This is a genomic window from Stenotrophomonas sepilia, from assembly GCF_003244875.1.
GTDB lineage: Bacteria > Pseudomonadota > Gammaproteobacteria > Xanthomonadales > Xanthomonadaceae > Stenotrophomonas > Stenotrophomonas sepilia.
Map to the genome: position 1 here is coordinate 1 of NZ_LXXZ01000038.1, position 11,043 is coordinate 11,043.

An 11,043-nucleotide genomic window follows, 5' to 3' on the forward strand; every position below is an offset into this window, starting at 1 on the left:
CGCTCTGTCCATCGTTGACGATGCATTGACTTCGGTGAACTCCTCGCGTGCCGACATGGGTGCGATCCAGAACCGCTTCACCTCCACCATCGCCAGCCTGAACACCACCTCGGAAAACCTGTCGGCCTCGCGCAGCCGTATCCGCGACACCGACTACGCCAAGGAAACCGCTGAACTGACCCGCACGCAGATCCTGCAGCAGGCCGGTACCGCGATGCTGGCCCAGGCCAACCAGTCGCCGTCCAGCGTGATGAGCCTGCTGCAGGGCTGATCCCCCGCACCGGTTCAGGCAGTACAGAAAGGCCGCCTTCGGGCGGCCTTTCTGCGTCTGTGACCGCGGCCGGCGTCCAGCGCCCCCCCCGGCTGGCACAGGCCTTGCAGCGGCGCATGCATCGGCGCACGCATGTGCGCTCAAGCTTCCATTCCGGCGGCCGATAGCCATTGCAACGGCAGTGGCTTCGCCCGCCCACAGCACAAGGACTTCTCATGGCCATCGGCACCATCGGTACCGGTCTCGACATCCCCACCCTGGTTGCGCAGCTGGTTGCCAAGGAGCGCGAGCCGCAGGAAAACCAGATCAACGCGCTGGGCACGGCGGCGACCTCGAAGCTGTCGGCCATCAGCACCATCAAGAGTGGCCTGTCCAATCTGCAGACCGCGCTGGCCGCTTTGGTCAAGAGTGCCGACAACCCCGGCTACAAGACCACCCTGGGCACCGATGTCACCTTCACCGCCGCCGTCGATACCGGCGACAACGCCACCAGCCCGGTGGCCGGCACCCACCAGGTGCAGGTGCAGCAGCTGGCACAGAACCAGAAGCTCAGCTCCAAGGCATTCGACAAGGATGCGGCGATCGGCGGCGGTAAATTGACGATCGGCTACGGCGACACCAGCCTGGACGTGGACATTGCCGCCGACAGCAAGCTGGCCGACGTGGCCAAGGCGATCAACAAGGCCTCCGGCGGCAAGGGCGTGGTCGCCTCGGTGGTGACCGCCGACGATGGCCAGCACCTGGTACTGACCGCGGTGGATTCCGGCGAAGCCGGCGCGATCACGGTCACCCCGTCCGGCGGCAACGGCACCCTGGATGACCTGGCTTACGACGGCACCGCCTCCTCGAAGATGGAAGTGATGGTGGAAGCCAAGGACGCGATCGTGATCGTGGACGGCTTCACCCGTACCTCCAGCTCCAACACCATTTCCGACCTGGTGCCGGGCGTCACGCTCACGCTGACCAAGGCCAACCCGGACGTGAAGCAGACCCTGACCGTCGGCCGCGACAACAGCGCGCTGAAGGCCAACCTGACCGCCTTCGTGACTGCCTACAACGCGATCAACACGCAGCTGAAGGCCGCCACCGCCTACAACAGCACGACCAATACGGCCTCGGCACTGACTGGCGATGCCATGGTGCGTGGCCTGCAGCAGCAGCTACGCGGGCAGCTGAGCCCCAACGTGAATGAACTGAAGGCGCTGGGCATCACCCTGGCCACCGACGGCACCTTGACGCTGGACAGCACCAAACTGGACGCGGCCATCGCCAAGGACCCCGAATCGGTCGCCAACATGTTCGGCGCCGACGGCAAGGTCGGCAAGTCGATGACCGACATGCTGAAGAGCAACCTGGACGCCACCACCGGCACCATCACCCAGCGCACCAACACGCTGAACAAGCAGATCAAGGATCTGGAAAAGCGCCTGGACGATCTGGATGCGCGCATGGAACAGGTGTCCACCCGCTACACCAAGCAGTTCACCTCGATGGAGTCGCTGGTCAGCCAGATGCAGACCACCAGCGACTACCTGACCCAGCAGCTGGCCAAGAAGACCAGCAGCTGAACCCGCACGGCGGCGCTCAAGTTTGGCGCCGCCGGCGCCGATACAAACAGCAACACAATGCAGGGCCCGTGGCGGGCCCTGATGCCACCGACAGGCCATGCGCCGGGTGGCCAACCAGGAGACTCATTCAATGTACGGTTCCAGCCGTCAGTACGCAGAGCAGTACCGCAAGGTCGGGGTGAACACCGCCGTGTCCGACGCCGACCCGCACAAGTTGGTTGCACTGCTGCTGACCGGAGCGTGCGAACGCATCCGCCTGGCCGAAGCCTGCATCGAGCGCAACGACCAGGCGCGCAAGGGCAAGGCCATCGGCGAGGCCTGCGCCATCGTCGGCCACCTCAATGGTTCGCTGGACCATGAGGCCGGCGGCGAGATCGCCGGCAATCTGTCGGCGCTGTACGACTACGTGCAGCAGCGCCTGACCGAAGCCAACCTGCACAACGATGTGGTGGCCCTGCAGGAAGCCCTGCAGCTGCTGACCGAGATCGACGCGGCCTGGAATGCGATTCCGCAGGACCAGCGCCAGCGCGCCGCCGGGGCTCCTGCCTGATGGACGCCGTGCTTGCCCCGCTGCACGCCGAACTGGACGCCCTAGACGCTGCGCTGACCACCGTTTCGGGCGAAGACTGCGCCGCGCTGCTGGGCCAGTACGATGCCAACCTGCGCAAGGCCATGGACGTGCACGGTGCGATCCTGGGCGCCGATGCGCTGCAGGGCCTGCTGCAGCACCAGCACGACCTGAGCGCGCGCATGCGCCTGCTGCGCGATGAAGCGGCCAGCCACCTGCAGCAGGGCCGCACCTCCCTTCGCGCAGCCCATGCATACCTGCAGGCAGAATCGCTGGCATGACCCTGCTGCCGACCACCTCGCTGCACCACCCGGCCGAAAGCGAGCTGTTCGACGAAACGCTCAGCTGCGAACTGGCCCTGCCTGCCGAGTACCAGGCCGGCAGCGCGCTGGGCCGTACCGGCAATGCCGAAGCCCTGCTGCGCAGCCTGGCCCTGGTGGAAGACAGCAGAGTTGACGAGCACGAGGAGCGCAGCGAAGCCACCCTGCAGCTGCAGCGCCTGGAAGCCAAGCTGGACCTGACCATGGTGCTGCTGGGCCGGCTGGTGCGCCAGCAGGGCCACGACCTGCCCCTGCGCCCGGTACGCTGGTCGCGCCGCGGCATCCGCCTGCAGCTGGGCCCGCGCAGCGGCGCCAGCCCGGGCCAGGCCGGCGTCGTCCGCCTGCAGCCCAGCGACTGGCTGCCCGACCATATCGACCTGCCGGTGGAAGTGGTGGCCGAAGCCGCCGACGGCAGCGGCGGCCACTTCCTGTGGCTGCGCTTCAGTCATCTGGGCGATGGCCTGGAAATGGCCATGGAACGCCACCTTTTCCGTCTACACCGTCGACAGGTTGCCGAAGCGCGCCGGGCGCGCTGAACGCCGTCACCGTAGTGCGTGGCCGACGGGCCTTGGCGGGCCCGTTCAGCTAAGTTAAGGTGGACTCCCCTCACGGACCTGCTGCGTGCCTGTGCGAGTTCTCATCGTCGACGATCACACTCTGGTTCGCGCCGGCCTGGCGCGGCTGTTGCAGGGGTTTGCCGACGTGCAGCTGGTGGCCGAAGCGAGCAACGCCGAACAGGCGCTGCAACTGGCCCTGCAGCATGCACCTGACGTGGTGCTGATGGATCTTTCCCTGCCCGGCCGCACCGGCCTGGAAGCGCTGAGCGACATCCGCCTGCGCGCACCCGGCACCCGGGTGGTGATGATGACCATGCATGACGACGCCGCCCATGTGCGCGATGCACTGGACCGCGGCGCCGTGGGTTTCGTGGTGAAGGATGCCGCGCCGCAGGAACTGGAACTGGCCCTGCGTGCCGCCCATGCCGGCCAGGTGTTCCTGAGCCCGCAGATCTCGGCCAAGATGCTGGCGCCCATGCTGGGCCGCGAAAAGCCCACCGGCATTGCCGCGCTGTCGCCGCGCCAGCGCGAGATCCTGCGGCAGATCGGCAAGGGCGAAAGCAACAAGGAAATCGCCGCCGACCTGGGCATCAGCGTGAAGACGGTGGAGACCCATCGCGCGCGCATGATGGAATCGCTGGGCTGCCGCCGCGCCAACGATCTGCTGCTGCTGGCCGCCCGCCACCAGCACGAGTTGGAATGATCGTCCGCCGGAAACCCCGCGCATTGCGCGTTGGTCGACCAACGGTCGACCCTACCGACCCGGGCCCTGCATCGGCGACGACTTCCCGTCACCCCGACAGACCCTGACAGGTTTCCGTACAGCCCGACCCACCTTTGCCCGGCTTTGCTCACCAGCAATCAACGATTTAGCCGCGGCCATCGTCAACTTCCCGCGCTTTCGTAGGGATTTCCCCTACAGCGTGTCGGGAACTCAACCAAGCGCCTCAGGAACCCCCCGATTCCGGACCTGCCGGATCAAAAGCAAGATGCGTTCCACAAGGCGCCGGGGAGCGGCGCCGGGGAACCACGATGAAGGCTGCACTCTCGACCCAGCTGGGCCAACAACTTCACCTCACCCCGCAGCTGCTGCAGTCGATACGGCTGTTGCAGCTTGATGGCCTGCACCTGGAACAGGAAATCCAGCGCCTGCTGGACTCCAACCCGCTGCTGGAGATCGAAGAGGCCGAAGCGCCTGCCGCTGATGCCACCGAGGTCAGCGCCACCACGCTGGACACCGCTGCGTTCGACGAGCTGCCGGAGTCTTCGATGTGGGACGTGGCCGGCGCCAGCTGGCAGGACGGCGACGACGACCGCATGGCGCGCATTGCCGCCGGTGAGTCGACCGACCCTCAGCTGCGCGTGCTGCAGCGCCTGGCGCTGGACATGGACGACAGCGAACTGGCGGTGGCCGCGTTCTGGCTCGACCACTGCGACGAGGCCGGCTACCTGCAGGCGCCACTGGCGCAGCTGCAGCTGCTGGCCAGCGCCCAGTTCGACATCGCCGCCGAAGGCGTCGAGGCCATCCGCCAGCAGCTGCTGCACGGTGAACCGGCTGGCATGGCTGCGCAGGACCTGCGCGAAGGCCTACAGGCACAACTGCGCAGCCTGCACGGCGTGGTCCCCGCGCGTCACCTGGCCGCCCGCATCCTCGATGGCGCGCTCGAGGCACTGGCCGCGCACGACTACCCCGCCCTCGCCCGCCAGCACGACGCCGAGATCGACGACGTGCGCGAGGCGGTGCGCCTGATCCTCTCGCTGCAGCCGCGCCCCGGCGACAGCCTGCTGCCCGAACGCAATGCGGTGGTGGTACCGGACGTGGTCGCCTGGCATGCCGATGGGCAGTGGAAGGTGGCACTGAACCCGGCCACCAGCCGCCGCGTCTCGATCAACAGCCAGTACGAACAGGCGCTGGCCGAAACCAGCGAAGCCGCGCCGGCACTGCGCGAGATGCTGCAGGAGGCGCGCTGGTTCAGCCGCGGCCTGTCGATGCGCTACGACACCCTGCTGCGCACCGCGCGTGTGATCGTCGAGCGCCAGGCCGCCTTCCTGGTGCGTGGCGAAGAGGCGATGGCGCCGCTGACCCTGAAGGAAGTGGCCGAGGAAATCGGCATGCACGAGTCCACCGTCTCGCGCATCACCACCGGCAAGTTCCTGCAGACCCCGCGCGGCACCTTCGAACTGAAGCACTTCTTCGCCGTGCGCCTGGAAGGCGCCAGCGTCTCCGGCCAGGCGGTGAAAGCCATGGTCCGCCGCCTGATCGACGCCGAACCCGCCGGCCGTCCGCTGGCCGACGAGGCCATTGCCGGCCTGCTGTCACGCCAGGGGGTGAACATTGCCCGCCGAACCGTCGCAAAATACCGAGAACAACTGGATATCGCCCCGGCCCGCGAACGGCGCCGGCTCAGCGCCAGGCAACCGCAGCTGGCCCGGGTGGGCTGAAAAGGATGTTGGACATGAACAAGCTCACGGTCCTGCTGGTCGATGACCACGAGGGCTTCATCAACGCGGCGATGCGGCATTTCCGCAAGATCGACTGGCTGCAGATCGTCGGCAGTGCCGGCAACGGCCTGGAAGCGATCGAGCGCTCGGAAACGCTGCGCCCGCAGGTGGTGCTGATGGACCTGGCCATGCCGGAGATGGGCGGCCTGCAGGCCACCCGCCTGATCAAGTCGCAGGACGATGCACCGTACATCGTGATCGCCAGCCACTTCGACGACGCCGAGCACCGCGAACACGCGCTGCGTGCCGGTGCCGACAACTTTGTCAGCAAGCTGTCCTACATCCAGGAAGTCATGCCGATCCTGGAAGGCCTCAGGGAGGAACAGTCGTGAGTGAATCGCGCATCCTGGTGCTGGACAACGACGCCGTGCGCGCAGAGCGCACCGTTGCCCTGCTGGAATTCATGGACTTCAATCCGCGCTGGGTCTCCGACGCGGCCGACTTCGACCTGGGCCGGCAGCGCCAGAACGACTGGATGGCGGTGATCGTCGGCAGCCTGGACGACAGCCCCGCCAGCACCGCGCTGTACAACTGGCTGGGCGGCAGCAGCCTGCCGCCTCCGGTGCTGCTGGCCGATGGTGATGCCGCAATGTTTGCCCAGCAGCACGGGCTGCATGAAGCGAATATCTGGCCGCTGGAAACGCCGCTGCGCCACGCGCAGATGGAAGCCCTGCTGCGCCGCGCCAGCCTCAAGCGCCTGGATGCCGAGCATCAGGCCGGCGCCGCCCAGGACCAGGGACCCACCGGCAACGGCCCGGCAGTGAGCGCCCTGCGCACCATGATCGAGCAGGTGGCCGCATTCGATACCACCGTGCTGGTGCTGGGTGAATCCGGTACCGGCAAGGAAGTGGTGTCGCGCGCCATCCACCAGCGTTCGCCGCGCCGTGACGGACCGTTCGTGGCGATCAACTGCGGCGCCATTCCGGCCGACCTGCTGGAAAGCGAACTGTTCGGCCATGAGAAGGGCGCCTTCACCGGCGCGCTCACCGCGCGCAAGGGCCGTTTCGAAATGGCCGAGGGCGGCACCCTGCTGCTCGACGAAATCGGCGACATGAGCCTGCCGATGCAGGTGAAGCTGCTGCGCGTGCTGCAGGAGCGCAGTTTCGAGCGCGTGGGTGGCAACCAGACCATCCGCTGCAACGTGCGCGTGGTGGCCGCGACCCATCGCGACCTGGAGACCCGCATCGCTGAGGGCAAGTTCCGCGAGGATCTGTTCTACCGCCTCAACGTGTTCCCGATTGAAGTACCCGCGCTGCGCGAGCGTCGCGAAGACCTGCCGGCCCTGGTGGAAACCATCGCCGCGCAGCTGGCCCGCACTGGCCGTGGCGAAGTGCGCTTCACCCCGGAAGCCCTGCAGGCGCTGGCCGGCTACGAATGGCCGGGCAACGTGCGCGAGCTGACCAACCTGGTCGAGCGCCTGGCGGTGCTGCATCCGGGTGGCTCGGTGCGCGTGCAGGACCTGCCGGCCCGTTACCGTGGCGATGCGGCACTGGCCGCCGCCACGCCGGCACCGGCACAGCCGGCCGCCAGCGAAGAACGCCTGGACCTGCGCAGTTTCTCCTTCCACACCCCGGGCAGCGGCAACCAGCCGGCACTGGAGCACGGCATTGCCGTCAATCGCCCGGCGGCACCGGCAGCGCTGCCCGACGAAGGCATGGACCTGCGCAACCACATGGCCAACATCGAACTTGGCCTGATCAACGAAGCACTGGAACGCACCCAGGGCGTGGTCGCCCACGCCGCCCAGCTGCTCGGCCTGCGCCGCACCACCCTGGTGGAAAAGCTGCGCAAGTACGGCATCGAACGCGAGCAGGCCGAACTGGCCGGCTGAACCGCGCCACCAGCATGAAGGGGGCACGAACGCCTGGGCTCGCCCGGGCGTTGGTGCTTCTGGCGCCTGGGCTCACATCCCTTTGCTGCGGAACGCGATCTGAGCCCATTGCTTTTGCATGTTTTCCTAGAGACAACACGGCCGCAGTGCGGAGCATGGCAAGGACACACCCATGGAGGTTCCACCATGCATCGCCTTGCCCTGCTCGCCAGCCTGCTCTACCCGGCCCTGGTCACTGCCGCCAACTGCACCCTGCCCGCAACGCTGGACCAGCGCCAGTTCACCAACCTCAGCGACCCGCTGTACGCGCCGGACAACCCCAACGCCGGACGCATGGTGCAGCTCAGCTTTGCCGGCAGCCAGTACGTGCTGGACATCCTCGGCACTGACTTGCGCATCGGCGGCAGCTACCGCTACCAGCGCCTGGCCCCGCATATCGCGGAAATCCAGATGACCGAGGCCCACCCGGCCGGTCCCGCCCACTACACCCTGCTGCTGACCTGCCTGAGCGACCGCCAGGGCCGCTTCATCTACACCCAGCACGACGGCCCCATCGCCCCGCGCCAGCGCCAGAATTCCGGCCGCTGGACCCTGCAGCCGTAGGCCAGAAAACCGACGCCGGATAAATGGCGCCTTCAATGGGGTCAGAGCCCGTTGCGTCGCAACGGGATCTGACCCCGTGCCGACCCACGGTCGGCACCCACCATCAGTAGCAGGTTTCAACAGATCGCGGCCACCTGTCGCCGGACCCAGCCCGCCACGCCACGGATAGCCCGATTTTGACGTTGACGTTGACGTTGATTCGGCGGGTGCAGGGCGCAGCCCTGCCAGCACACACACACCAGACCCTCACGTCACTGAATCGAAAACCGGTTTCGGCACGGCACTTGCACCTGCTCCAGCAGACAACCCCATCCCTGTTTCTGGAACCGTTGCAGATGTCCCACTCCGTCACTTCGATCCTTTCGCAGATCCGCTCCTATCAGACCCAGATGGGGCAGCCGGCGCTCAACCCGCTGGGCGAAACGCCGCGCAGCAACGCCCTGCCGGGCACGGTGCTGGACGCGCCGCAGGCCCAGCCGGCCAGCTTCACCGAAACCCTGCGTGGTGCGATTGCCGGCGTCAACGATGCGCAGCAGAAGTCCGGCGCCCTCGCCAAGGCCTTTGAAATGGGCGACCCCAGCGCCGACCTGGCCAAGGTGATGGTCGCCTCGCAGCAGTCCCAGATCGCCTTCCGCGCCACCGTGGAAGTCCGCAACCGTCTCGTCCAGGCCTACCAGGACGTGATGAACATGCCGCTGTAAGGAATAGAGACGCATGGCACTGACGCTCTCCAAGGACAGCCTGAACGCCGAGAAGGCCGGGCAATGGTTCGACCGCCTGCAGAGTCTGCAGATCACCCGTCGGCTGGGCCTGATGGCGATGATCGCGGTGGCGGTGGCGGCAGGCCTGTCCGTGTTCTTCTGGTCACAGAAGCCGGGCATGGTCCCGCTGTACACCGGCCTGGACCAGAAGGCGACCGCTGAGGCGACCGACCTGCTGCGCGCCGCGCAGATTCCGTTCGCGCTCGATCCGGCCACCGGTGGCATCACCGTGCCGGAAAAGAACCTGCACGACGCCCGCCTGAAGCTGGCCGGCTCCGGCCTGACCGACAGTGGCAAGCTCGGCTTCGAGCTGATGGAACGCGACCCGGGCTTCGGCGTCAGCCAGTTCGTGGAAAGCGCGCGCTACCAGCACGCGCTGGAAACCGAGCTGTCGCGCACCATCAACACGCTGCGCCCGGTACGTGATTCACGCGTGCATCTGGCCATTCCCAAGCCCAGCGCCTTCACCCGCCAGCGTGACGTGGCCAGCGCCTCGGTCACCCTGGAACTGCGGGGCGGCCAGCAGCTGGAACGCAGCCAGGTGGACGCCATCGTGCACATGGTCGCGGCCAGCATTCCGGACCTGGCGCCGGAACGGGTGACCGTGGTCGACCAGAGCGGGCGCATGCTCAGCATCACCGACCCGAACAGCGAGGCGGCGGTCAACGCCGCGCAGTTCGAGCAGGTGCGGCGCCAGGAAACCTCGTTCAACCAGCGCATCCGCGAGCTGCTGGAGCCGATGACCGGCCCCGGCCGCGTCAACCCGGAAGTGAGCGTGGACATGGACTTCTCGGTGACCGAGGAAGCCCGTGAGCTCTACAACGGTGAACCGCAGAAGCTGCGCAGCGAGCAGATGAGCGAGAACACCACCAGCACGCCGGGTCCGCAGGGCGTGCCGGGTGCAACCAGCAACAGTCCGCCGGGCCAGCAGGCCGCGCCGGCCACCGCGCAGACCCCGACCGAAAGCAGCAAGAACGCCACCCGCAACTACGAGCTGGACCGCACCCTGCAGCACACCCGCCAGCCGGCCGGCCGCATCAAGCGCGTGTCGGTGGCGGTGCTGGTGGACAACGTGCCGCGCGCCGGCGCCAACGGCAAGATGAGCCCGCAGCCGCTGTCGGCCGCCGAACTGACCCGCGTCGAGGCGCTGGTCAAGCAGGCCGTCGGCTTCAACGCCGAGCGTGGCGACACCGTGTCGGTGATGAATGCCCCGTTCGTGCGCGAGACCACGCCCGAACAAGGCCCGGCCTGGTGGGAGCTGCCGTGGGTGCACGATGCCGGCCGCATGCTGCTGGGCGCGGTGGTGGTGCTGGCGCTGCTGTTCGGCGTGCTGCGTCCGGCGCTGCGCGCGATCACCGGCCAGAGCAGGAAGGCAGACGAGCAGGCGCTGGAGCCGCATACGGCGGATGTGCAGCTGGTCGATGACGATGGCATTGCGCTGCCAGCGCTGGGCACCGACCGGGCAAGCCTGGGCGGACCGGATGCGCTCGCACTGCCGGTGGATTCATATGAGGAACGACTGCGGATGGCGCGTGAAGCCGTGAAGACCGACTCCAAGCGCGTGGCCCAGGTGGTCAAAGGCTGGGTGGCCAATGACTGAGGCACAACTGACCGGAGTACAGCGCGCGGCCGTGCTGCTGCTTTCGCTGGGTGAGCTGGATGCGGCCGAAGTGCTGCGCCACATGGAACCCAAGGAAGTACAGAAGATCGGCATCGCCATGGCCACCATGACCGACATCACCCGCGAGCAGGTGGAGCGGGTGATGGACCAGTTCGGCCAGGAACTGGGCTCGAAGACCTCGCTGGGCGTGGGCTCGGATGACTACATCCGCAACATGCTGGTGCAGGCGCTGGGCAGCGAGAAGGCCGGCAACCTGATCGACCGCATCCTGCTCGGCCGCAACACCACCGGCCTGGACGCGCTGAAGTGGATGGACCCGCGTGCAGTGGCCGACCTGGTGCGCAACGAGCACCCGCAGATCATCGCCATCGTGATGGCGCACCTGGAAACCGACCAGGCCGCCGACGCGCTGAAGCTGCTGCCGGACCGTACCCGCGTGGA

Annotated in this window: 12 protein-coding genes and 1 pseudogene; all 13 read left to right on the forward strand. The window is 67.3% G+C overall.

The window, feature by feature from the left end:
- On the forward strand, nucleotides 1–271 hold a 271-nt coding region (locus A7X97_RS06435; RefSeq protein WP_281268028.1), incomplete at its 5' end, for a flagellin.
- A 215-nt stretch (nucleotides 272–486) separates the two neighbouring features.
- The gene (fliD, locus tag A7X97_RS06440; protein ID WP_111007702.1) at nucleotides 487–1,839 is read left to right on the forward strand and encodes a flagellar filament capping protein FliD; all 1,353 of its coding nucleotides are present in this window, start codon (nucleotides 487–489) and stop codon (nucleotides 1,837–1,839) included.
- Between the two features lie 130 nt (nucleotides 1,840–1,969).
- Nucleotides 1,970–2,389, forward strand: a complete 420-nt coding sequence (gene fliS, locus A7X97_RS06445; protein WP_049460610.1) for a flagellar export chaperone FliS — start codon at nucleotides 1,970–1,972, stop codon at nucleotides 2,387–2,389.
- Nucleotides 2,389–2,688: a hypothetical protein gene (locus tag A7X97_RS06450; protein ID WP_049461874.1), complete on the forward strand. Its 300-nt coding sequence runs from the start codon at nucleotides 2,389–2,391 to the stop codon at nucleotides 2,686–2,688. The genes fliS and A7X97_RS06450 overlap by 1 nt, the downstream gene beginning before the upstream one ends.
- Nucleotides 2,685–3,263: a PilZ domain-containing protein gene (locus A7X97_RS06455; protein ID WP_049460606.1), complete on the forward strand. Its 579-nt coding sequence runs from the start codon at nucleotides 2,685–2,687 to the stop codon at nucleotides 3,261–3,263. Before A7X97_RS06450 ends, A7X97_RS06455 begins: the two co-directional genes overlap by 4 nt.
- Before the next feature lie 91 nt (nucleotides 3,264–3,354).
- Nucleotides 3,355–3,987 carry a response regulator gene (locus tag A7X97_RS06460; RefSeq protein WP_049460605.1) on the forward strand — a complete coding sequence of 211 codons (633 nt, stop codon included), beginning with the start codon at nucleotides 3,355–3,357 and terminating at the stop codon, nucleotides 3,985–3,987.
- 329 nt (nucleotides 3,988–4,316) lie between these two features.
- Nucleotides 4,317–5,726, forward strand: a complete 1,410-nt coding sequence (gene rpoN / locus A7X97_RS06465; RefSeq protein WP_075076489.1) for an RNA polymerase factor sigma-54 — start codon at nucleotides 4,317–4,319, stop codon at nucleotides 5,724–5,726.
- A 14-nt stretch (nucleotides 5,727–5,740) separates the two neighbouring features.
- A complete protein-coding gene (locus tag A7X97_RS06470) occupies nucleotides 5,741–6,118 on the forward strand; it encodes a response regulator (RefSeq protein ID WP_005409556.1) in 378 nt (125 codons plus the stop codon).
- Nucleotides 6,115–7,617 carry a sigma-54 dependent transcriptional regulator gene (locus tag A7X97_RS06475; RefSeq protein ID WP_111007703.1) on the forward strand — a complete coding sequence of 501 codons (1,503 nt, stop codon included), beginning with the start codon at nucleotides 6,115–6,117 and terminating at the stop codon, nucleotides 7,615–7,617. Before A7X97_RS06470 ends, A7X97_RS06475 begins: the two co-directional genes overlap by 4 nt.
- A gap of 186 nt (nucleotides 7,618–7,803) precedes the next feature.
- The gene (locus A7X97_RS06480; protein WP_111007704.1) at nucleotides 7,804–8,220 is read left to right on the forward strand and encodes a hypothetical protein; all 417 of its coding nucleotides are present in this window, start codon (nucleotides 7,804–7,806) and stop codon (nucleotides 8,218–8,220) included.
- 335 nt (nucleotides 8,221–8,555) lie between these two features.
- Nucleotides 8,556–8,921: a flagellar hook-basal body complex protein FliE gene (fliE, locus tag A7X97_RS06485; protein ID WP_005409552.1), complete on the forward strand. Its 366-nt coding sequence runs from the start codon at nucleotides 8,556–8,558 to the stop codon at nucleotides 8,919–8,921.
- A 13-nt stretch (nucleotides 8,922–8,934) separates the two neighbouring features.
- Complete coding sequence (fliF, locus tag A7X97_RS06490; protein WP_049412900.1) at nucleotides 8,935–10,581, forward strand: flagellar basal-body MS-ring/collar protein FliF; 1,647 nt, start codon at nucleotides 8,935–8,937, stop codon at nucleotides 10,579–10,581.
- A gap of 7 nt (nucleotides 10,582–10,588) precedes the next feature.
- Nucleotides 10,589–11,043: pseudogene (locus A7X97_RS06495) on the forward strand (flagellar motor switch protein FliG); the annotation flags it as partial.

Bases quoted from the DNA above. Each gene is read 5' to 3' on its own strand.
- A7X97_RS06455 (WP_049460606.1), top strand. From the start codon at position 2,685: ATGACCCTGCTGCCGACCACCTCGCTGCACCACCCGGCCGAAAGCGAG.
- fliE (WP_005409552.1), top strand. From the start codon at position 8,556: ATGTCCCACTCCGTCACTTCGATCCTTTCGCAGATCCGCTCCTATCAG.
- rpoN (WP_075076489.1), top strand. From the start codon at position 4,317: ATGAAGGCTGCACTCTCGACCCAGCTGGGCCAACAACTTCACCTCACC.
- fliD (WP_111007702.1), top strand. From the start codon at position 487: ATGGCCATCGGCACCATCGGTACCGGTCTCGACATCCCCACCCTGGTT.
- fliS (WP_049460610.1), top strand. From the start codon at position 1,970: ATGTACGGTTCCAGCCGTCAGTACGCAGAGCAGTACCGCAAGGTCGGG.
- A7X97_RS06450 (WP_049461874.1), top strand. From the start codon at position 2,389: ATGGACGCCGTGCTTGCCCCGCTGCACGCCGAACTGGACGCCCTAGAC.
- A7X97_RS06470 (WP_005409556.1), top strand. From the start codon at position 5,741: ATGAACAAGCTCACGGTCCTGCTGGTCGATGACCACGAGGGCTTCATC.
- fliF (WP_049412900.1), top strand. From the start codon at position 8,935: ATGGCACTGACGCTCTCCAAGGACAGCCTGAACGCCGAGAAGGCCGGG.
- A7X97_RS06480 (WP_111007704.1), top strand. From the start codon at position 7,804: ATGCATCGCCTTGCCCTGCTCGCCAGCCTGCTCTACCCGGCCCTGGTC.